Origin of the sequence: Lactobacillus laiwuensis (assembly GCF_019972835.1) — a bacterium.
GTDB lineage: Bacteria > Bacillota > Bacilli > Lactobacillales > Lactobacillaceae > Lactobacillus > Lactobacillus laiwuensis.
Genome location: NZ_BPPB01000001.1, coordinates 144,871 through 166,502, shown reverse-complemented (window position 1 = coordinate 166,502; position 21,632 = coordinate 144,871). Strand labels below are relative to the sequence as shown.

20 protein-coding genes are annotated in these 21,632 nt (G+C 36.0%); 4 read left to right on the top strand and 16 right to left on the bottom strand.

The window, feature by feature from the left end:
• Positions 1–53 precede the first annotated feature (53 nt).
• Entirely contained in the window at positions 54–1,229 is a 1,176-nt protein-coding gene (locus LDM92_RS00820; RefSeq protein WP_223901619.1) for an SAM-dependent methyltransferase, read from the top strand.
• A gap of 96 nt (positions 1,230–1,325) precedes the next feature.
• On the opposite strand, the gene LDM92_RS00815 is transcribed toward LDM92_RS00820, so the two are convergent.
• From LDM92_RS00815 to LDM92_RS00795, 5 genes are all read right to left on the bottom strand, one after another.
• Positions 1,326–2,726, bottom strand: a complete 1,401-nt coding sequence (locus tag LDM92_RS00815) for an FAD-binding oxidoreductase (protein ID WP_198179029.1) — start codon at positions 2,724–2,726, stop codon at positions 1,326–1,328.
• A 124-nt stretch (positions 2,727–2,850) separates the two neighbouring features.
• Entirely contained in the window at positions 2,851–4,641 is a 1,791-nt protein-coding gene (locus LDM92_RS00810) for an ABC transporter ATP-binding protein (RefSeq protein ID WP_223901618.1), read from the bottom strand.
• Positions 4,634–6,397, bottom strand: a complete 1,764-nt coding sequence (locus tag LDM92_RS00805) for an ABC transporter ATP-binding protein (RefSeq protein ID WP_223901617.1) — start codon at positions 6,395–6,397, stop codon at positions 4,634–4,636. Before LDM92_RS00805 ends, LDM92_RS00810 begins: the two co-directional genes overlap by 8 nt.
• A gap of 72 nt (positions 6,398–6,469) precedes the next feature.
• Complete coding sequence (locus tag LDM92_RS00800) at positions 6,470–6,685, bottom strand: YneF family protein (protein WP_046332244.1); 216 nt, start codon at positions 6,683–6,685, stop codon at positions 6,470–6,472.
• 69 nt (positions 6,686–6,754) lie between these two features.
• Positions 6,755–7,003 (bottom strand): DUF896 domain-containing protein, encoded by a 249-nt coding sequence (locus LDM92_RS00795; protein WP_046332245.1) that lies wholly within the window; start codon positions 7,001–7,003, stop codon positions 6,755–6,757.
• A 143-nt stretch (positions 7,004–7,146) separates the two neighbouring features.
• On the opposite strand from LDM92_RS00795, the gene lexA reads away from it, so the two are divergent.
• On the top strand, positions 7,147–7,770 hold the full coding sequence (gene lexA, locus LDM92_RS00790) for a transcriptional repressor LexA (protein WP_223901616.1): 624 nt from the start codon (positions 7,147–7,149) through the stop codon (positions 7,768–7,770).
• Between the two features lie 27 nt (positions 7,771–7,797).
• On the opposite strand, the gene LDM92_RS00785 is transcribed toward lexA, so the two are convergent.
• Positions 7,798–8,181 (bottom strand): MerR family transcriptional regulator, encoded by a 384-nt coding sequence (locus tag LDM92_RS00785; RefSeq protein ID WP_223901615.1) that lies wholly within the window; start codon positions 8,179–8,181, stop codon positions 7,798–7,800.
• Between the two features lie 59 nt (positions 8,182–8,240).
• Here LDM92_RS00785 and LDM92_RS00780 point away from each other — a divergent pair, with 59 nt between their 5' ends.
• A complete protein-coding gene (locus tag LDM92_RS00780) occupies positions 8,241–8,540 on the top strand; it encodes a hypothetical protein (RefSeq protein ID WP_223901614.1) in 300 nt (99 codons plus the stop codon).
• A 226-nt stretch (positions 8,541–8,766) separates the two neighbouring features.
• On the opposite strand, the gene LDM92_RS00775 is transcribed toward LDM92_RS00780, so the two are convergent.
• The 7 genes from LDM92_RS00775 to ylxM all read right to left on the bottom strand — a co-directional run bounded on the left by LDM92_RS00775 (position 8,767) and on the right by ylxM (position 13,524).
• A complete protein-coding gene (locus tag LDM92_RS00775; RefSeq protein WP_223901869.1) occupies positions 8,767–9,534 on the bottom strand; it encodes a nucleoside phosphorylase in 768 nt (255 codons plus the stop codon).
• 97 nt (positions 9,535–9,631) lie between these two features.
• Positions 9,632–9,979 carry a 50S ribosomal protein L19 gene (gene rplS / locus LDM92_RS00770; RefSeq protein WP_034981588.1) on the bottom strand — a complete coding sequence of 116 codons (348 nt, stop codon included), beginning with the start codon at positions 9,977–9,979 and terminating at the stop codon, positions 9,632–9,634.
• 117 nt (positions 9,980–10,096) lie between these two features.
• Positions 10,097–10,822, bottom strand: coding sequence for a tRNA (guanosine(37)-N1)-methyltransferase TrmD (gene trmD, locus LDM92_RS00765; RefSeq protein WP_223901613.1), 726 nt, complete (start codon positions 10,820–10,822; stop codon positions 10,097–10,099).
• Positions 10,812–11,327, bottom strand: coding sequence for a ribosome maturation factor RimM (rimM, locus tag LDM92_RS00760; protein ID WP_223901612.1), 516 nt, complete (start codon positions 11,325–11,327; stop codon positions 10,812–10,814). Before rimM ends, trmD begins: the two co-directional genes overlap by 11 nt.
• Before the next feature lie 64 nt (positions 11,328–11,391).
• A complete protein-coding gene (rpsP, locus tag LDM92_RS00755; protein WP_038523039.1) occupies positions 11,392–11,664 on the bottom strand; it encodes a 30S ribosomal protein S16 in 273 nt (90 codons plus the stop codon).
• 86 nt (positions 11,665–11,750) lie between these two features.
• Complete coding sequence (gene ffh / locus LDM92_RS00750) at positions 11,751–13,178, bottom strand: signal recognition particle protein (RefSeq protein WP_223901611.1); 1,428 nt, start codon at positions 13,176–13,178, stop codon at positions 11,751–11,753.
• A gap of 4 nt (positions 13,179–13,182) precedes the next feature.
• A complete protein-coding gene (gene ylxM, locus LDM92_RS00745; protein ID WP_223901610.1) occupies positions 13,183–13,524 on the bottom strand; it encodes a YlxM family DNA-binding protein in 342 nt (113 codons plus the stop codon).
• Between the two features lie 399 nt (positions 13,525–13,923).
• Here ylxM and LDM92_RS00740 point away from each other — a divergent pair, with 399 nt between their 5' ends.
• A complete protein-coding gene (locus LDM92_RS00740) occupies positions 13,924–15,357 on the top strand; it encodes an APC family permease (protein WP_223901609.1) in 1,434 nt (477 codons plus the stop codon).
• A 59-nt stretch (positions 15,358–15,416) separates the two neighbouring features.
• Here the strand turns inward: LDM92_RS00740 and LDM92_RS00735 are convergent, their stop codons facing one another.
• From LDM92_RS00735 to smc, 3 genes are read right to left on the bottom strand one after another with little or no spacing between them, the layout of a single operon-like run.
• Complete coding sequence (locus tag LDM92_RS00735; RefSeq protein WP_223901608.1) at positions 15,417–16,841, bottom strand: C69 family dipeptidase; 1,425 nt, start codon at positions 16,839–16,841, stop codon at positions 15,417–15,419.
• A gap of 34 nt (positions 16,842–16,875) precedes the next feature.
• A complete protein-coding gene (gene ftsY / locus LDM92_RS00730) occupies positions 16,876–18,057 on the bottom strand; it encodes a signal recognition particle-docking protein FtsY (RefSeq protein ID WP_223901607.1) in 1,182 nt (393 codons plus the stop codon).
• Positions 18,058–18,059: 2 nt separating this feature from the next.
• Complete coding sequence (gene smc / locus LDM92_RS00725; protein ID WP_223901606.1) at positions 18,060–21,623, bottom strand: chromosome segregation protein SMC; 3,564 nt, start codon at positions 21,621–21,623, stop codon at positions 18,060–18,062.
• Between the last annotated feature and the right edge of the window lie 9 nt (positions 21,624–21,632).

Below are 21,632 nucleotides of genomic sequence, written 5' to 3'. Positions count from 1 at the left end.
ATGAACAAGTGTTAAAATGAAAATGTAAAAAAGTTAGATGGAGGATTTCAAAATTGTTAGAAAAAAGTTTTTATAGAGCTATGTTAAGTAAGTCTTTTCCTTTCCCAGTCAAAGTAACATATTGGGATGGCAAAAGCGAGGTATACGGAAACGGTACGCCAAATATAGAGATTATTTTTAACGAAAAGATTCCGACAAGTGCTATTTCTAAAAATGCTTCACTGGCTCTTGGTGAAGCATACATGGATAAAAGGATTGAGATTAAGGGCAGTTTGCAAAAACTAATTTGCGGGGCTTATGAAAGCGCCGGAAGTTTTATGCGTTCCAGTAAATTTAGAAAATTTTTACCTAAAGAAAAACACACTGAAGAACAAAGTGAAAAAGATGTTCAAAGTCATTATGATATTGGTAATGACTTTTATAAATTATGGCTTGATCCTACTTTAACATATTCGTGTGCATATTTTGAAAATGAAAATGACGACCTGGAAACAGCACAGTTGGCTAAAATCCATCATATTTTAAATAAATTACATCCTGAAAAAGGAAAGACATTACTTGATATTGGATGTGGCTGGGGTACTCTAATGTTGGTTGCTGCCAAAGAATATGGCTTAAAAGTAACTGGTGTAACTCTGAGTGAAGAGCAGTATAAACTTGTGCAAAAGAAAATATACGACCAAAACTTGCAAGATATTGCAGAAGTTAAGTTAGAAGACTACCGCGAGTTGGGAAATGAACAATGGGATTACATTACCTCTGTAGGAATGTTTGAACACGTCGGTAAAGAAAATTTAGGTCAATACTTTGCCGATGTTTCAAAATATTTAAAGAAAGATGGCGTAGCTCTCATTCATGGCATCACACGTCAACAAGGTGGTGCCAAGAACGCTTGGATTAACAAGTACATTTTCCCAGGTGGTTATGTACCAGGGTTAACCGAAAACATCGGTCATATTGTTGAAAACAACATGCAAATAACAGACTTGGAAATGCTTAGAAGACATTACCAAAAAACACTAGAAATTTGGGATAAAAATTTTAATGCTAAACGAGATCAAATCCAAAAGAATATGGGTGAACGCTTTACCCGCATGTGGGATTTATACTTGCAGGCTTGTGCTGCTTCTTTTGAATCTGGCAACATCGATGTCGTGCAATATCTAATTACTAAAGGCCCATCTGGCAAGAACTTGCCAATGACGAGAAAATATATGTTAGATAAGTAGTATTAATATTTTCATCCATACAAAAAGCTGACAAATTAACTTTGTCAGCTTTTTTAGTAATTAAATTTACATTCACACTATGATTTAGAATTCGGGTTAAGGTTTAAAAATCTTCCCTGGATTAACAATATAATTAGGATCAAATAACTTTTTAACCTTGCGTAGTAAGTCGGTATAATCTTTACCGTAAAAGTCTTCATAGTAATTTGCTCTTGCATAACCAATTCCGTGTTCACCGGACATATTACCATCAAGAGATTTAGCGGTTTTATACAATTCAGAAATAACTTTATCACTGGTTTTAGCATACTCTTCATCAGACATATTGTCAGAGCAAAGATAAATATGTAAGTTGCCGTCTCCAGCATGACCAAAGTTTGGAATCCTAATGTTTAATTCTTTTTCTAATTCCTCAATCCGGTCTAACACAACAGGAATGTGGTTGATTGGAACACAAACATCAATCTCATCCATCTTAGGAGTAGAGTTTTGAATGGCCAGCAATAACTCTTCACGACATTTCCAGATTTTCTTGGCTTCATCAGAATCAGCACTCAGAACGATAGCTTTTTCAGCTTTAAAAGGTTTAACAACTTCTAAAGTTTCGTTAAGTTCTGCTTTCCACTCATCTTCTGTAAAGGCATCAATTCCAATGATAATAAAGCCGTCACCATGCTTAATCGGAAACTCGTCTTTAGCATAAGTTTCCCAGAGTTTAACAACCTTACGTCCCATAAACTCAACAGTAGTTGGTACAACTCCAGATTTAAGAATAGCTGGTACTGATCTAATAGCATCATTCAAAGTTGGAAATGGAATAATGGCATTAATAGATTTGTGAGGCCTTGGGTATAAACGAATTGTAACTTCTGTTACAACACCCAAAGTTCCTTCTGAACCAATGATCAAATCTTTCAATGAATAGCCTGAAGACGATTTAACTGCTTTGGAGCCAAATTTATATAATTTTCCGTTTGTCAAAACTACTTTGATCTCACGAATGTGCTCTCTGGTAACGCCATATTTAATAGCTTTAAGTCCACCGGCATTGGTAGAAACATTACCACCAATAGTTGCCCAGTGCATGGCTGGAGCAGGCATATACATGAAAGGCTTATCAGCCAGATATTCGTCCAAGTCCTTCAATCTCAATCCTGCTTGAACAGTCATGGTCAAACTTTCTGGATCATATTCCAAAACCTTGTTCATTTTGATCATGTCCAGTGAAATTCCGCCATCAACAGCCAAGTTAGCTCCCATTAAACCAGTTGAATTTCCTCTTGGAACCAAAGGTATTGAATGATCACTAGCATATTTAACAACATTCATTACCTCTTCATTACTTGTTGGTTGAATTACCAAATCAGGCATAGCTTTGACTGTGCCAAATTGGTCATGATCCCAGTGTTTAGTAGGTTTAGTAATAAACCTTTCTGGATCTGAAATGAACTTACTTAAATTATCCAGATCAGTTTGATTAATTTTATGATATTCCATTATAATTCCCTTCTTACTAAAATCATAATATAGCTATTGCTAACATGATAAATTTACTCTTTAATGTAAACGCTGTCAATACCAAATATAAAAAAGCACAAAGTTTTTAGCTTTGTGCTTTTTTTCACTTTTGGCTATTTTGTAAGGTATATAAGTTATAATAATAACCTTTTTGTGAAAGAAGTTTTTCGTGATTGCCTCTTTCTACTATTTTGCCATCATTTAAAACGATAATTTGATCTGCATCAACAATAGTTGAAAGCCTGTGTGCTATAGCCAAAGTTGTACGACCTTTGCGCAGTCTTTTTAATCCCTGCTGAATGAGCGTTTCAGTTTCAGTATCAACATTTGCAGTTGCTTCATCCAAAACCAATATCTTGGGATCTGTTACTAAAGTCCTGGCAAATGAAATCAATTGCCTTTGGCCTTGACTAAACTCACTGCCACCTTCACCTACTTTAGCATGGTACTTTCCAGGGAGATTCTCAATAAAACCATCTGCCTGAACAGTTTCTGCAGCCTTTTGTATTTGTTCATCCGTAATGTCCTTGTTGTAAAGGCGAATATTGGAATTAATGTCTCCGTAAAACATGAAGGGTTCTTGCAAAACCAATCCCAGTTTTTTGCGCAATTCTGCTTTAGGGTACTTTTTAATGTCAATGCCATCAATTAGTACTTCACCTTTATAAAATTCATAAAAACGCATCATTACGTTAATAATTGAGCTTTTACCAGAACCCGTATGGCCAACTATGCCTAAAGTTTCTCCAGGGTTAACTGTGAAAGAAATATCATGTAAAATTTCATTTTTGCCGTCATAAGAGAAACTTACATGCTTAAACTCAATCTTTCCTTGCTTAATTGTTAATCCTGCTTCAGCTTTTTGTTGCGGTTCGTAATCAGTATTATCTAATATCCGAAAAATTCTTTTACCTGCCACAATACCATCTTGGAAAAAAGTCATTTGATCCATCATATTGGCAATTGGATTAAAAAACTGAGAAATATATTGTGAGAATGCATAAACAACACCAGCCGGAACGAATGTTTCCCTTAATGGAAAGCCAAAATACATTAAAGTTAATGCTAATGCAAGCGAATATAAAAGACTAGTTAAAGGTGACAGCAAAAAAGAATTAAGATTAATCATATCAAATCTTGTTTTCATTAAAGCTGTGTTTTCATTTTCAAAATGATTAGTCATGCGCTCTTCTTGCTTAAATTGCTGGATTAAAGAAACTCCTTCAATTGATTCATTTAGGTTAGTATTGATGCGACTCAGTCGCTCGCGATAACTACGGTAAAGTTTAGAACTTCTTTTAGAATATTGCCAAATGATCACTAAAAGCAAGGGCAAAAAAGCAAGTACTATTAGTCCGGCCATTACATTTGTAGAAAACATCGCTACCATAGCCGAAATGATTGAGAAAAATGAAATTACCACACTTGATAAAACAGTCAGAAAATTGCTTAAGGTCATAGTATCATTTGTTACTCTTGAGACTATTGAACCAGCTGGAGTTTGGTCAAAGTAGCGCATTCCTAATGTATGCAATTTTTTATAAAGTTCTGACCGCAATCCTTCAAGTGATTTTTCAGATCCTAAAGCAAAAAAGTACTCATAGGTAAATTGTAAAATTCCTTTAACAATAGAACCAAATGCGTAAAGAAAACCGGCAAATAAAATTATTTGTGTTGTAACATCAGTTTTACTCAAAAAGTTATCCAAAAAATATTGTAAACCATATGGTAGCAGAACGTTGATTACACTTACTAAAAAGGCACCTATACCAGCAATAATCATTTCATTTTTAAAATGCATCACAAACCGCAATAAACGTTTAAAAATGCTAAATTGCTCTTTTACTGGAATTTCTTGCGACCAGACTGATTGAAATGAATTTTCATCATCCATTTGAGTCACCTACCTTGTCTTCTAATTCTTGTCTTTGCCACATATCTGCATACCAACCATTTAATTTTAGCAACTGGTCATGGGTCCCTCGTTCAACAATCCGACCATTTTTTAGTACTAAAATTAAATCAGCATTCATCACTGATGTGAGTCTATGCGTAGCAATTAAGGTTGTTTTCCCTTTTCGTTCTTTTTTCAATGAATGTAAAATAGCCATTTCAGTTCTGGCATCAACTGCTGACAATGCATCATCTAAAACTAAAATTTGACTTTGCTTCAGCAAGGCTCTGGCAATAGACATGCGTTGTTTTTGTCCACCGGAAAGTGAAACGCCATTTTCGCCGACCAAAGTATTGTAGCCACCAGGCATTTGTAAAATATCATTATGCAAATCACTTTTCTTGGCCGCAGAAACAATAGCACTTTCATTACTGTCTGCTTTTGAAAAAGCAATATTTTTTTGAATACTTGTTGAAAATAAGTAATTATCTTGAGGCACATATGAGATTTGGCGCAGTAAAACGTTAAGCGGGATCTCCCTGATATCATGTCCATTTAAGGTGATATGACCATCATATTTATCAAATTCCCTTAGTAAAAGCTGTATGATAGTTGTTTTTCCAGCCCCTACTTTACCAACAAGACCCAGAGTTTGCCCCGTCTTTAACGTAAAGTTGATATTATTTAATACTTGGACATTAGGCTCATCTGGATATGCAAAATATTTAACATGATAAATAAGATCTCCAGCAATATCTTTGGCAGATAATTTTTGATCAGCATTTTTGTCAGTGATTTCAGATTTTTCTTCTAATAGTTTTTCAATACGATCGTAACTAGCACTTCCACGCTCTAAAATATTAAAAAGATACCCAATCGCAAACATTGGCCAGACCATATTGCCGATATATGCTATAAATGAGACTAATTGGCCAATAGTGAGAGCTTTGTTAAAAACTAGCATTCCGCCATAAATAATAGTTATTGTATATGTCAAACCAATTAGAAATGTACCTAAAGGATCAAACATGGAATCCCATTTAAAAACTTTTTTATTGATTTTGATAGTATCGTCTATCATTTGATTGAAAGCAGCCGTATCTTCTTTTCCCTGTCCAAAAGTTTTCAAAACTTTTATACCAGAAACAGATTCTTGAGTTTTATTGTTTAATTTGGAAAAGGCTGCCTGAGATTTATCAAAAGCATCATGTAGTCTGTCTCCTAATTTCCATGCCCCCCAAGCCAAAAAAGGCAAAGGCAAAAGAGCTACAAGTGTTAAACGCCAATCAACAAAAGCAATCATGGCCACCATAGTAGATACGCTCATTATGAGTGAATCTACTAAAGTTAAGACACCTTCACCTGCAACTTCCTGAACAGCCGAAACATCATTTGTGGCATGAGCCATCAAATCACCAGTTCTGTGACGTTGATAAAAAGTGCGATCCATAGCCATAAAATGACGAAATAATTTTGATCTTAACTGCAGTTCCAGTTCAGCCGCTCCACCCCAAATCTGACTACGCCAAAAATAGCGGAAGCCATAGAGCAGCAAGGCCGCTAAAACGATAGCCATAATCAGTAGACCGTATTCCTGCCAACTAATATGTCCTTTATCCAATTGATCAGCCATTAGGCCTAAAATCCTCGGTGGCACCAAGTTCACAACTGAAGTTAATGCTAAAAATGTAATACCAATGAGGTAACGCTTTTTCTCACTTTTAAAAAACCAGCCTAATTTAAAAAATATACCCATTATTCACCTAAAAAATTCAGTAAAAAAGCGGAGATACCATTCTCCGCAACACTATTTCAATCTAGTAAGTTTTTACTTTTGGTGCTTCATCATGTTCATCACTTGGTTTACCTTCTTCGCTGAAGGTTTTTGGCCCATTTGAGACATCATGGCAACAATCATATCTTCACTGATTGGCGGATTATCCTTAAAGTATTTTTTCATATATGCTCTGGCACCGTAAAAGCCACCCACTAGACCTAACAATAGTGCTATAACAATTAGAAAGATCGCTAATCCTAAGTTCATAAAATAATCACCTCAATTTGTCCAATAGATATATCTTACCTAAAAATTCAATAAAATTAAAGATCAAAGTTAATCTTTTCTTAAACCTTTTTTTCTCTGAGCTTTCTTAGCTTTTTCAGATGTAATTTCATTACCATTTTTATCAATTATGACTAAATTTTCAACGTCTTGCTTAAAGCCGGCTCTAAAGTTCTTAATAAATTCCCGATGTAATTTTTTTCGTTCCTTTTCCTCAGCTTCTGTTAGTCCAACAGATTCTTTTTTATGATAAAGTTCATTTATTCGACTTATCATTTTTTTCTCAAGATCTTCCTTCATTTTAAGCACCTCTCATTAAAAAAGTCTACATTATTATTAGCAGGAAAAAAAGTTTTTAATTTTTAGAACGTTTGTTTGCACTATACAATTTATTTTGCTAAAATTAAATGTATAAGAAAACGTTTAAAATACTGGAGATAACTATGACTACAAAACAAAATACTAAGCAATTGCAAATTTTACGCTATATATATGAAACGGTTGAAGATAGAGGTTTTCCCCCCACTGTTCGTGAAATTTGTCATGCTGTAGATTTATCTTCTACTTCTACCGTACATGGTCATTTGTCAAGGCTTGAAAATAAGGGGTTATTAATAAAGGATGCTACCAAACCTAGAGCATTGGAAATAACAGATGAAGGAAAAAAGGCAATAGGCATCCAGCCGAAAAAAATTCCTGTAGTCGGCGATGTCACAGCCGGCCAACCAATTCTGGCTGTTGAAGACATTGAGGATTACTTTCCCTTACCTCCTGATTTAGCAAATGATGCTGGAGACCTCTTTATGCTAAGAGTCCACGGTGAAAGTATGATTAACGCCGGTATCCTAAACGGAGACAATGTTATTGTCCGCAAACAATCATCAGCAATTAACGGTGAAATTGTAGTAGCGATGACTGATGAAAATGAAGCAACTGTAAAACGGTTTTACAAGGAAAAGGGTCACTATCGTTTGCAACCTGAAAATGATACGATGGCACCGATCATTTTGTCAAGTGTTCACATTTTGGGTAAGGTAGTTGGTCTATACCGTAATACTATTATTTAAGTGAATAAATCTTTAGCATTATTGGGATTAGTAAAAATTATTTTTACGCGTTTCGATAGTGCTTTTTTTCTGCAAAATTTCTCCTACTTCTTCTAGCACTTTTTTCTGCATTTTTAATTTGTTTATTTTTGCATTTATAACAGCGATTTTCGCCTTAATTAACTTTAAGTTTTGTTTACGCTGCTTTTCAGTACTACACGACTCATCGTGTAGTTTTTTTATGTCCTTTATTTCTTGAAGTGAAAAGCCTAAGCCTTGGAACTCTTTAATTGCTTCAAAAGTATCAGTTTCGTTTTCAATAAACCAATAGTTTTTTCCCTTACGACCAGGATTTAATAATTTTAAATAGATATAATGTCTAACGGTATCAGGTGTAGTATTTTCCTTTTGAATAAATTCTTTCAAATACATAATTATTTCCTTGACGTTGGGTCGACCCCAGATGGTTAAATTTTTGTGGAGGTATTAAAATGTCATATCTTACAATCTTTTTAACTATTATATATGGTGTTCTCATGATTAGCGCCAGCTTTCTATCTTTTACTAGTTTGCCAATTTGGCTAATCATGATCAACGTTTTGTCCGCATTAGGCATTATTGCCGGAAGTTTTCTAAAAAAACCACTTTTAACTTCTATATTTCTAGTAGCAGTTTTACTTACCGCTCTAGCAAATGGAATTTTTCTTTACGGACAAATCACTTGGTCTCACTGGTTTATCAGACTTATTTTGACTATTATTTTGATTTGCTTGAACTTTAAGTATTTTTAGATATTTATCTAGCAAAATTCCTGTTAATAGTCAAGCGTAACTTCTCAAAATACTGCCATGATGGCAAGAAATAGACTTTCCACAACTAATGCTTTACTTAATTTCACAAACTTTTTATTAAAAATATGCTTTAAAAATACTGTAGTTTCAGCTTTTACAATATTTGCTTGTGAATAATAATGCTGTTTCACTATAGTTCCACGTTATCGCTTTTTCACAAAGTTGGTCATATTTCTTTGATAATCTCTGCTGCCAAATTGATGGCTGTCTCATGAGCATCCCTGCCCCAGCCTCTGTCATCATGCTTTTCTAGATTTTTAAGAGAATCGGCCGTAAATAATATTTGTGCAAAATCTGCCTCTCTAAATTGTGCACACGCAGCCATTGCTGCACATTCCATTTCTACACAAGAGGCTCCCAATTCTTTAGCCTGCTTTACTTTCTTGACAGTTTCCCTAAAGAAACCATCTGTTGTCCAGGTAGTTACTTCTTCAACCTTTAAACCTTCTTCTTTCAGCAACTTTTTTGTCTTAGTTAGAAACTCGGACTTTAAGTCAATATATGTTCCTGGTTTCAAATAATGAAAGGATGTGCCCTCGTCTCTAATAGCTTTTATAGGCACTAGAAAATAGTTCTCTGGTAAATCAACTAAACAGCCTGCTGATCCGATTGCTAAAATTTGTTTAACACCGTAACTTATTAACCAATCTAATAGCTCTACAGCAGCTGCAGCACCTAGCTTTGCCTGGCAAAAAGTAATTTTTTGTCCGTTTAAATCAACCTCATAAATTGGAGTTTCTCCTTCGAAGCAGTCAAAGAATCCAAGCTTTTTATGAGGATAACGAGCCAAAAAATCACTGATTACAGCAGGAGTTAAGAATGCAAACAGCAGCTTGGGCTGAAAATGAAAGTTATTAATTTCTTGTTCGTGATCTGGTTCTAAAACAGCCCTCGGATCAGTATCAAAATTTAACAAAAATGGGTCTTTCATAATTCTCCTCTTCAATAAAAATATATTGCTAAAGATTTTAACATAAACAAAAAAGAGAATCATCCCTTTTGGAAATGATTCTCTTTCACTTAAGCGTGAATTAACGACGCTTTTCTGCAATTCTAGCAGACTTGCCGTGACGATCACGTAAGTAGTAAAGTTTAGCACGACGTACACGACCGTGACGCAATACTTCAACTTTAGCAACACGTGGATCGTTTACTGGAAAAGTACGTTCTACGCCGACACCAGATGCCATTTTACGCACTGTGTAGCTGGCACCAATGCCAGTGCCCTTACGCTTAATAACAACGCCTTCAAACATCTGAATACGTTCATGTGAACCTTCGACAACACGCACGTGAACACGAACAGTGTCCCCTGCACGGAAGTCAGGTATATCATCACGTAATTGTTCTTTAGTTAATTCTTGAATTAATGGATCCATTTTTATTTTCTCCTTCTGCGGCATTCATTAGCGTTCTCTACGTCAGCGGAATACCCCTAACTATTAGTGCAAAACAAATTTACACCTCAATCATACTAGCAAAAATAACAGGTAAAATCAAGTTTGATCTTCTTCACGTTTTATTTCCGTCATCATTTTTTCTTCTTCTTTACTTAAAGCATACTGCTCAAGTAAATCTGGTCTGCTTAAATAAGTTGCCCGCAATGCTTCTTTATGACGCCACTGCGCAATTTTTTGGTGATTGCCGGATGTTAAAACTGCAGGAACTTTCATTCCTTGAAAATTTTCCGGTCTGGTGTATTGGGGATATTCCAGCAAGCCATGAGCAAAGCTTTCTTCTACTGGTGAAGCATCATTACCCAAAATTCCGGGAATTAACCTGACTGTAGCGTCTATCATACTCATTGTCGGCAATTCCCCACCCGTTAGGACATAATCACCGATTGAAACAATTTCATCAGCTAAATCATAAACGCGCTGGTCGAAGCCTTCATAGTGACCACAAATAAATGTGAGATTTTCTGCTTGAGACCACTCTTGAGCCATTTTTTGATTAAAAGTTTTACCCTGAGGCGCGGTAATGATTACTTTGCCTTTATTCCTAATTGAGTCGAGTGCCTTTTTGATCGGCATAATTTGCAAGACCATGCCTGCTCCGCCACCATAAGGACTATCATCAACGTGATGGTGAACATCAGTGGTAAAATCACGAAAATTGACTAAGTTGAGCTGCCATTTGCCATCATCCAGTCCACGCCCGAGCATTGAAGTTGTGAGCGGTGTAAACATATCTGGAAAAAGCGTCAATACGTTAATCTTCATTGCGTAATCCTTCCAAAAGTTCTACAAAAATCTTTTTATGTTCAACGTCTATTTTTTTAACTACTTCATCAATATAGGGAATTAAATATTCATTGCCATTTTGTTCGGTAACTTCCCAGACATCGTTTGCACCGGGAGTCTCAATACCAGTTATTTTACCTAAATCATTGCCGGTCTGATTATCTATGACTGCACAACCCAAAATATCGCGGTAATAATATGCGCCATCTGGAAGCTCATGCTGATTGTGCTCGCTGATAACTAACGTTTTTCCTAGCAATTTTTCAGCGCTATCAATATCAGTTATTTCATTAAATTGTACTAGCCAAAATTGCTTAAAAGGACGACCGCTTTTAACAGTTAATTTGGTTTGCGGATTATCCTTTAAAGCAAGTTCTTGGTCTAAGGCAAAGCGTTCTTCAGGAAAATCAGTAATCAGAGCAACTTTTACCTCTCCTTTTAGTCCATGGGTAGACAATATACGCGCAACATCATAAAATTGCATAGTTTCTCCTACTCAAAGAAAAAAGCTTGAAGCAGTTGACTTCAAACTTTTAATAAACGATTCACTATTTATTGAACTTTGAATCATGCAGCTTCTTCATTAAGCCTGCACCAGAAAGTAGTGAACGTACAGTATCTGAAGGTTGTGCACCCTTCTTTAGCCATTCAAAAATTTTATCTTCATCTAATTTCAATTCCTTAGGAACGGAAACTGGATTATAATAGCCAACTTCTTCAATAAAACGACCATCACGTGGCATTCTGGAATCAGCTACAACTATTCTATAAAAAGGCTTTCTCTTGGCACCCATACGGCGCATACGAATTTTTACTGACATAAAATTATTTCCTCCTAAAAGTTACGTTAAATAATATAGCACGTATTTTTAAAGGTGTAAAGTGTTTTTACTTAACAGGTTAAAAATTAAGAATGATATCTCTTGACCTTCATACGCTTTTTCTTATTTTTCTTGAATTTCTTACCCATGTGTCTCATAGCCATCCGCCCCATTGGAGAATTCATTCCGGGCAGGTTATCCATCCCTTTAAAGTTGCCCTTAGTAATTTTGCTCATCATGTCGCGAGCTTGTTTAAACTGTTTAATCATCCTGTTGACTTCAACTACAGGTCGGCCGGATCCCGCAGCAATTCTTCTTCTGCGACTAGGATTAAGCAATTCGGGGTTCTCTCGCTCTTCTTTAGTCATAGATGAAATAATTGCTTTTACATAAACAATTTGTTTTTTATCGAAATTAACATTTTTAAGCTGGGGATTGTTAGCCATTCCCGGAATCATCTTCATCAGTTGATCAAGAGGACCCATTTTTTCAACTTGTTCAATCTGATCGACAAAGTCGTTGAAGTCGAAGGTATTTTCCTTCATCTTTTCAGCAACTTCTTCGGCTTTTTTGGCATCATAATCCTGCTGAGCTTTTTCAATTAAAGTCAGCATGTCACCCATGCCTAAGATTCTTGAAGCCATACGGTCAGGATAAAATTGTTCCAGGTCGGTCAATTTTTCACCTTGACCGGTATAAATAATTGGCTTGCCGGTTACTGCTCTGATTGACAGTGCAGCACCACCACGAGTATCACCATCAAGCTTGGTTAAAATCACTCCAGTAATATCCAAGCGACTGTCAAAGCCTTTGGCCACATCAGTTGCTGCTTGACCAGTCATGGCATCTACTACTAGCAATATATTGTCTGGTTGGGCGACTTCTTTGACGCGCTCAAGTTCTGCCATTAATGGTTCATCAATTTCCAAACGTCCAGCGGTATCAATAATGACATAATCATTTTTATTTTTATCGGCTTGGCGTAGACCGTCTTGCACTATTTGTGCTACATCTTTTTGGTTCTTTTCACTATATACCGGAACTTTTAGCTGGTCACCAATTTGCTCAAGCTGGTCAACAGCAGCTGGACGATAAATATCACCAGCAATTAACAGCGGCCGCGCTTTTTCTTTTTGCATCAACCTGTTTGCTAACTTACCAACTGTGGTGGTTTTACCAGTACCTTGCAAACCGACCATCATAATAATGGTAGGAATATGCTTAGATTTGTTGAGAGAAACGGCGCTTTCTCCCATCATTTTGGTTAACTCATCATTAACAATTTTGATAACCTGTTGTCCGGGATTAAGACTTTCTTGAACTTCTTTTCCTAAAGCTTCCTGCTTAATTTTTTTGATAAAATCTTTGACAACCTTAAAGTTAACATCAGCTTCAAGTAGGGCCAGTCTGATTTCCCTGCTTGCGCTATTAATATCATCTTCAGATATTTTCCCTTTACCGGTTAAATTTCTTAAAGCCTTTTGGATTCTTTCACTTAGATTTTCAAATGCCATGTAATTATTCTCCCCTCAGTTCGTTTATTAATTTAGTAATTAATTGTAAGGCCTGATTTGATTTGCCATTTTTAACAGCAGTAGCTACTTTACTTAATTTAGTTTCTATCATGCTGTAATCTCTTTGCATATGTAAATTATCCTCATAATTTTTGAGCAATTTACGGCAGCGACGCAAATTATCGTAAACTGCCTGACGAGAAACCTGATGATTAAGAGCTATTTCCCCTAAAGATAAGTCATTATAATAATAATCTTCAAAATAACTTTGCTGACTTTTAGTTAAAAGACAACCATAATATGCGTATAAATCGCCTAGGATTTCATTTTTTTCAAGTTCGTCCATTACTTTCACCTGGAAACAGTATAGCAAAAATGTGATAAATTGACGATCTTGAAAACCAAAATTTTACTTAAGGTCTGCCATAATTTCTTGCTTTTTGTAGTCAAAATCTGTATCATTAATTTAATTAATTTTTAGGAATTTTATTATCTCTTACGGAGAACAAAAATTCTTTGAAATTATAAATCTAGGCGGTACACGAATATTTGTGATTTTGTACCGTCTTTTTATTTTAATAACAGCCATTTTTCAAAAGTATTTTAAAACGTTAAATGACACAGATTGTTTAAGCCAATTTACATTAAACAAGTTCGCACTTTAGTCGCTATTCGTGTGAACTTTTTAAATGTAAAAAGTATTTTTAAAATGACTAAAAAATTTATTCTTAAGGAGCAATTCAGAGTGAATTTATGGAAATTGATGAACCGGAAAGAAGATCCTGGAATATATCAGGAAAAAGACGGTCATTTAGTTAGAACTCTTAGGGTTCGTGATTTTTTAGCACTAGGGGTGGGTACCATTGTTTCAACCTCAATCTTCACCTTGCCTGGTGAAGTAGCCGCATTACACACAGGTCCAGCAGTCGCGATATCTTGTGTAGTTGCTTCAATAGTAGCCGGTATGGTGGCATTTGCCTATGCGGAGATGGCAGCGGCAATGCCTTTTGCTGGTTCTGTTTATTCTTGGATCAACGTTATTTTTGGCGAGTTTTGGGGCTGGTTCTCTGGCTGGGCTCTTTTAGCCGAATACTTAATTGGTATGGCTTTTATAAGTTCTGGTCTGTCAGCAAACTTGCGGGCATTAATAGCTCCTTTAGGCTGGAAATTACCAGCGGCTTTAGCTAATCCTTTAGGCGTAAATGGAGGAATGTTTGACTTAGTGGCTCTTTTGGCAATTTTACTAGCAGCTTTTTTAGTTAGTTTTGGAGTTTCAAAAGCTTCACGAGTTGAGAATGTACTAGTGGTGGTCAAAGTAATGGCAATCTTGCTTTTTGTATTTGTTGGCCTGACAGTAGTCAAAAAAGCAAATTTTATTCCTTTTATACCTCACTACCGCCCAACAGCTCACGGACCTTTTGGTGGCTGGCAAGGAATTTATGCTGGGGTATCAATGATCTATATTTCATTTTTAGGCTTTGATACCATTGCTTCCAACTCAGCAGAAGCTATTAATCCGCAAAAGACTATGCCTCGCGGAATTATTGGTTCTTTATTAATTGCAGTTGTGCTATTTGTTGCTGTTAGCTTGGTGCTTGTGGGGATGGTTCCTTACCAACAATATTTAAATTCCGCTGAACCTGTAGGATATGCTTTAAGGAAAACGGGATATGGACATATTGCCACTATAGTTCAATCCGTTGCTATTTTAGGCATGTTTACGGCTTTGATTGGACTTTGTATGGCTAGTTCGCGGTTAGTTTATTCATTTGGTCGCGATGGTATGATTCCTAAAGGACTAGGTAAATTGAATGATGATCATCGTCCTGCAAATTCTCTGTGGACTGTCGCAGTAATTGCAATTATTATATCAGCGTTTATTCCTTTTTCATTCTTAACACAGCTAGTTTCAGCAGGAACTCTAATTGCTTTCATGTTTGTTTCTCTAGGAATTTATCGCTTGCGTCCACGTGAAGGCAAAGACATTGCTGATCCGGCATTTAAAATGCCATGGTATCCCGTGCTGCCTTTATTGGCATTCTTGGGATCCCTTGCTGTATTTTGGGGTTTAGATGTGCAGGCCAAGAAATACATGTTAATTTGGTCTCTAATCGGCATTCTTATTTACTTGCTTTATGGCATTCGTCATTCAGCCATGAATAAAAAATTAACTAACTGACATTAACCACACGATAAAAAAGTCTGGAAATTTTCCAGACTTTTTTAATACAATTAGATTTACAGATTTTCATCCATATTAAAGGTTAATTTAGACATATTGATTGAATCAATCATCATCTGGGCCCAAAGCTTTTCAGAACGCTTTTTAGTATAGGCGACAGTTTCTTGATTGGCACTGGTCAAATATGAGGTCAAGTCTGCACCAGTTTTACCTTGAGCTTGAGCAATAACATCTTCTACACGCCTGCGATAATATTGGTTAAGCTCATTTAAATAGTCAGTATCTAGTTGAACAAACTGTGGGTAATGCGTTTCTACAAGTGCTGCCAAGGATTTGTAGTACCACCAAGCATCATTAAGATTATATTCCATTGATGTGTTATTGTAAGAAGGATCAGTATCATTCATATTAGCAAAGAATGGTACAAAAGGCGTGAAAGTTGGTCCACCAATACAAAGCCACATTATTGCTGCCTTATCAGGGTCAACATCATTTCTAATCTGTAAAATGTGGGAATTTTGCGTTCTATTTAAACCAATTGGACGGAAACGATGCTTCTCTTCATCTGTGCCTTTACCAAAAGGATCATACGGAGTGTTTTGGTAATGACTGCCGAGCACAAATTCAATGTCTTCTCTGGTTATTTTCATAGCTGCACGACGAATGAAAGGCAAGTCCCCATCCGTTGGATCTTGTTCAACTTCAGGATTAAAATATTTTTGACCGTACCACACGCGGTTAGTATTATAAAACCTATCTTGCTGACTATAAGTACCAAAAATATGACGGAAATTCCAACCTTGATGATCAACATTTAAGTGATGATCGGCAACAAATTCCTGAATTCCCTTGCTCCACATAAAGTTTGCTGTGTCAGCAAAATCTACTTGTTCAATGGACACCCGATTTGCAGCAATTGCATAAGCATCATCTGGAATACGTTGCGCTACCCAATGATGACCGGTGACAATTTCCATATACCATATCTCATTTTTGTCGCCAAAAAGAACCGAGTTACCTGCCGGTGAACCATATTTAGCGATCAGTTTGCCTAAATATTCAACTCCATTTCTAGCAGAATGAATATAAGGCAAAACAACTGACTGCATACAATCTTCATCAAGACCATCTTTTACCAATGGATCAAAAGCAAGCGCACGTTCATTACCGTATGTTGATTCGGTACATGACATTGCCACGTTTTCTTGATTAATACCACTTTCATCATAATAACCACGGTTTTTGTAATCAACATTTGGTACAGCCGGAACAGCTTGGGCATTTTCAGGTAAGTCTAATTCAAACTTATTTAACCAAGACTTAATTTTACGACCTGATTCATTTTTGGCAGCGGGTCTGATAATAAACTTTTGCGGTGTAATTGGGCGAAAAGTGTCGTCATTACGAGCAATCATGGTCGAACCATCAACTGAAGCCTTTTTACCTACTAAAATTGTTGTACATGCACTGTATTCTTTCATTAAATATAAATATCTCCCTTTAAAAAATCACTTCTTAAATTAAATCATGAAATAATCCGACAGCATAGTTTGCGGCATCAAAATCAGCCAAATCGCTAGCTTTTTCACCCAAACCAACTAATTTTACCGGCAGTTTCATCTCATTTCTAATTGCCAAAACGACTCCGCCCTTTGATGAGCCATCCAATTTTGTCAATACCAGTCCCGTTAATTTGGTAGTCTTATCAAAATCCTTAGCTTGAAGAAGTGCATTTTGACCAGTTGAGCCGTCTAAAACTAATAGGGTTTCTGTTGGCTCTTTTGGAGCTTGCTTTTTAATTGTCCGTTCAATTTTCTCAAGTTCACTCATTAAATTCTTTTTATTTTGTAAACGACCAGCAGTATCCACTAATAAATAATCATAATTTTCTTTAAGAGCTTTATCAGTCGCATCATAAACAACTGAAGCAGGGTCTGCTTGTTCCTTTCCAGTTACTACTGGAACACCGACTCTTTCGCCCCATTCTGATAATTGTTCAACTGCACCAGCTCTGAAGGTATCTGCTGCCGCTAAAAGAACTGACTTCCCTTCATCTTTAAATCTTTTAGCCAATTTTCCGATTGTTGTAGTTTTGCCCGCACCATTTACTCCTACAAACAGATAGATATTCGGTTTGCCATCGTCATGCGACTTTAATTTTTCATTTTCGGAATTACCGCTCTGGTCGTAAAGATTAACTAATTTTTCAACAATAACTTTTTTCAGATCATCTCGCGACTTGGCTTTCTGCAACTTTGCTTCATCTCGCAGTTCGTCAGTCAATTCTTCGGCAGTCTCATAACCGACATCAGATTCAATAAGCAGTTCTTCCAAGTCATCAAAGAAATCTTCGTCAACAGTCCTGAATTGGGCGAAAAAGCGATTCAGCCGGGCTCCAAAGCCCTGATTAGTTTTTTCTAGACCTTTTTCATATAATTCAGTATCATTCTGCTTTTCATTATTAGGTTCGTCTTCAGGTTCCTTCTTTAAAGATTTTTCCTGCAAAGCTGTCGAATTTTCGTTTTCTGACTCATTCTTTTCTGAAGTTTGTTTTTCTTCAGCGGTTATCTTTTCCTTATTTTCTAGCTCCTCAGAGGATTCTTGTTGCTCTTTTTCTGATTGATTCTGCGAATCATCAGTAACTTTACCATTCTCTTCACCAAATAAAGATTTTTTTATCTTATCAAATAAACCCACTGTTATTTCACCTCATTTTTTAATTCTTTTAGTGATACGGACAACACTTGTGACACCCCTGATTCCTGCATGACAACACCATAAAGTTGGTCTGCTTTTTCCATTGTTCCTCTTCTATGTGTTATTACAATAAATTGTGTATGCATATCATATTCTTCTAAGAAATGTGCAAAGCGTGTGACGTTTGCATCATCAAGTGCTGCTTCTACTTCATCTAGTACACAAAATGGCACTGGTTTGACTTTGAGCATAGCAAACAGCAATGTAATTGCTGTCAGTGCCCTTTCTCCACCTGATAATAAGCTGAGTCTTTGCAACTTTTTACCCGGCGGTTGAGCAATAATTTCAACACCTGTGTTCAATAAGTCTTCAGGATTAGTCAAAACTAATTTGGCATTGCCACCACCAAAAACTACCGGAAACAATTCAGTAAAACTATTGGCGACGTCTGTAAAGGTTTTACTAAAGCGACTACATACTTCTTGATCAAGTTCTGACATCGATTTTTCTAAATTGTCTCGACCCTTTAACAAATCATTTTGTTGTGCATTAAGGAAGTCATAACGTTTTTTGACATTTTCATATTCTTCAATGGACTTTAGATTAACTGGGCCAATATCTGCAATAGACATGCGATGCAATTTCACATTCTTTTGAAGCTGTGTCCTATTGGTCTCGTTATTTTCTGTTTCGGCTTGATTCAATGCGGCCTCATATGTTAGTGAATATTCCGTGTTTAAAGTATCTAGACGTTGATCTATTTGGCTATTCAACTGTGCAATTTTTACAGAAAAATCTTTTTGTTCTGCAGCAGCATCTTTGCGAAGTTCATAATTGCGACTAGCTACCTGATCAAGTTGGTTAATTTTAGCATCATACTGCCCTAATTTAGAACTTAAATTATTAAGTTGTTCCTGCAAATTTTTCTTTTTTGCAATGCCCTCTTTATTTTCGCGATCAAAGTTCATTTTCTTTTCGTCACTGAGCACATCATTTTGATTTAGTTCTTTTAACTTTTGGGACAAAGTATTAATTTGGTTTTGAAACTGCTTTAATTCATTCTTTTTATCAGATTTTTGCTTTGCCACGTTTTCCAACTTATTAGCATAAACGGCTATTTGCGGATCAAGTTCGCTTAACTTTTCTTGAATTTCTTGATTCAGCTCAGAAAAGTTTTTTATGCGTAATTGCAATTCACTAATGTGTTGTTTTTGCTGAAGTATTTTCTCCTGCAGTTCTTCTTTCTTTTTTTCAGCAGACTTAATCTTATTCTTAGTTTCAGCAATTTCCTGGTTGCGTTCTTCCTTTTGATGTTCAAACAAACTATTCGCAGCCTTTAACCTATTTACTTCTTTTTCTTGGTTTTGATATGAAAGAACTGCTTCACCTAATTCTTGTTTAAGATTTTGCAATTTCGATCTCACATCATTTAGCTGCTTAGTTAAAACGTCATTTTTGCTTATAGCTTCACCTAACTGAGACTGCTCATTCTTAATTTTTGCTTGCAAATCATTAATATTTTGTCTTAATTGACTCAGCTCAGCAGTTGTTTGAAGTGGGGAATTACTTTTTTGATTACGCACTCCTCCTGTCATTGAACCACCAGGTGATATAACATCTCCATCAAGAGTCACAATACGATAGCGAGAAACGCGTTGTCTTATCTTCATAGCATTGCTTATCGTATCGACAATGATGGTATTTCCAAGGAGATAATTAATTGCCGGAGCAATGTTTTGATTTGGTAAACTTTTAACTATTTCGCTTGCAATACCTTGAAAACCAGTAAAAGAAGAAATTGTATTAACAGTTGAAGAAGGTATTGTATATTCCCTTAATCCATCAAGTGGCAGGAAAGTAGCACGCCCCGCATGATTTTCTTTTAATTTGTTAATAGCATCCCGAGCATCTAGTTTTGTTTTAGTGACTAAATCTTGAACCCCATTACCCAAAGCTGTTGCCATTGCAGCTTCATATTTGGCAGGAAAAGTAATTAATTCTCCCACTGCTCCAACTACTCCAGGATAAGCGGATATATTATTTAAAACGTTTTTTACTCCGTAAAAATAGCCTTCATGACGTTTGCGTATATTTTCCAAAGCTTCATAACGCGCATTTAATTGACTAAAACGTTGTTTTTTGGTCGTTAACGATTCTTGAAGCGACGTCAAAATTTTTTGGCTTGTTTCTTGCTCCCTAGTAAGATCGGCAATCTTCTGCTTTTCAACCTGACAGTTTTCTTTAAGTGTTTTTCCTTCAGCCTTAAGCCGTTCAAGCTCAGTTGTTTCTTTTTTTAGTTCTTCTACAACATTTTCTGTTTGAAGTTGGCTATTATCCGAAAGTTTTTTCAACTCTGAGTTTAAATAAACTATTTCATTATTGTTAGAAGTTTGATCTTGTAAAAATTGAATATAATCTGCCCTAAGCTGCTCCAAATCTTGGTTTAGCTGTTCAGGATCTTCTTTTAACTGCGCACAGAGTTCAGTTCTTTTATCATTTAGCTTCTGTTGCTCATTTTTTAAATTACTCTCCTTTTCAAGCAGACTAATCTTATCATGTTCACTAGCTGATAATTGTTTTTTTAATTCAATCAACTCAGTTTGGTATTCTTTTTTTGTCGCTGCACTATATTGTTTAGACTGTTCCGCAACTTGCAAATTGGTATTAATTTCAGAAAGCTTTTTGGTTAAAGAAAGTAAATCATTTTGAATGTTATCTCTTTGATTATTTAAAGTTTGATATTCTTTTCTTTTAGTTGCCACAGCTGCTTGAGAATCTCTTACTTCTCGATCAAGCTTTGATAACAGTGCCTGATTCTCGTCAGCTTTCTCCTGTTCTTCGTCCTTTTGGCTATCTAAATCCTGAATTTCAAATGCTAATAAAGTTTTTAGTTCCCGATCCAGGCCTTTTTTCTGAAACTGATATTCTTTAGCTAAAGAACTTTGTTCGTGAAGCGGTTCAATTCTCTGCTCTAACTCTTTTACAAGGTCGTTGATCCGCACTAAATTATCAGTAGTCTGTTCCAACTGAACTTTGGCTTCTTCTTTTTGTCTTTTAAAATGAAGTACACCAGCTGCTTCTTCAAATAGTAAACGTCGTTCTTCCGGACGGGAATTTAGTATTTGATCCACACGTCCTTGAGAAATAATTGCTAAACTGTCTTGCGAAATGCCCGAGTCTAAGAATAGAGCGCGTATATCCTTTTGTCTGACACTTTTTTTATTGATTAAGTACTCATTATCTCCAGATCTTAAAATCCGTCGAGTTACAACAACTTGTTCTTCCTTAAAATTTAGTTCATGCTTTTTATTGTTAAAAATTAGAGAAACTTCTGCATGATTTGCTGGCTGGCGAAATTCACTCCCGGCAAAAATAACATCTTTCATGTTTGAGCCACGCAATGATTTAGCACTGGATTCGCCCATGACCCATCTGATCGCTTCAGTAATATTACTCTTACCACTACCATTGGGGCCAACTATGCCAGTAATACCTGCATCAAATTTAATTTTTGTTTTTTCGGCAAAAGATTTGAAGCCGTCAATTATCAGTTCTGTTAGTGGCACGCACTCATC

What these genes read in the sequence shown, in the direction of transcription:
- LDM92_RS00815 (WP_198179029.1), bottom strand. Translation starts at nt 2,726, where the DNA reads ATGGAATATCATAAAATTAATCAAACTGATCTGGATAATTTAAGTAAG.
- LDM92_RS00810 (WP_223901618.1), bottom strand. Translation starts at nt 4,641, where the DNA reads ATGGATGATGAAAATTCATTTCAATCAGTCTGGTCGCAAGAAATTCCA.
- LDM92_RS00805 (WP_223901617.1), bottom strand. Translation starts at nt 6,397, where the DNA reads ATGGGTATATTTTTTAAATTAGGCTGGTTTTTTAAAAGTGAGAAAAAG.
- LDM92_RS00800 (WP_046332244.1), bottom strand. Translation starts at nt 6,685, where the DNA reads ATGAACTTAGGATTAGCGATCTTTCTAATTGTTATAGCACTATTGTTA.
- LDM92_RS00795 (WP_046332245.1), bottom strand. Translation starts at nt 7,003, where the DNA reads ATGAAGGAAGATCTTGAGAAAAAAATGATAAGTCGAATAAATGAACTT.
- lexA (WP_223901616.1), top strand. Translation starts at nt 7,147, where the DNA reads ATGACTACAAAACAAAATACTAAGCAATTGCAAATTTTACGCTATATA.
- LDM92_RS00785 (WP_223901615.1), bottom strand. Translation starts at nt 8,181, where the DNA reads ATGTATTTGAAAGAATTTATTCAAAAGGAAAATACTACACCTGATACC.
- LDM92_RS00780 (WP_223901614.1), top strand. Translation starts at nt 8,241, where the DNA reads ATGTCATATCTTACAATCTTTTTAACTATTATATATGGTGTTCTCATG.
- rplS (WP_034981588.1), bottom strand. Translation starts at nt 9,979, where the DNA reads ATGGATCCATTAATTCAAGAATTAACTAAAGAACAATTACGTGATGAT.
- trmD (WP_223901613.1), bottom strand. Translation starts at nt 10,822, where the DNA reads ATGAAGATTAACGTATTGACGCTTTTTCCAGATATGTTTACACCGCTC.
- rimM (WP_223901612.1), bottom strand. Translation starts at nt 11,327, where the DNA reads ATGCAATTTTATGATGTTGCGCGTATATTGTCTACCCATGGACTAAAA.
- rpsP (WP_038523039.1), bottom strand. Translation starts at nt 11,664, where the DNA reads ATGTCAGTAAAAATTCGTATGCGCCGTATGGGTGCCAAGAGAAAGCCT.
- ffh (WP_223901611.1), bottom strand. Translation starts at nt 13,178, where the DNA reads ATGGCATTTGAAAATCTAAGTGAAAGAATCCAAAAGGCTTTAAGAAAT.
- ylxM (WP_223901610.1), bottom strand. Translation starts at nt 13,524, where the DNA reads ATGGACGAACTTGAAAAAAATGAAATCCTAGGCGATTTATACGCATAT.
- LDM92_RS00735 (WP_223901608.1), bottom strand. Translation starts at nt 16,841, where the DNA reads ATGAAAGAATACAGTGCATGTACAACAATTTTAGTAGGTAAAAAGGCT.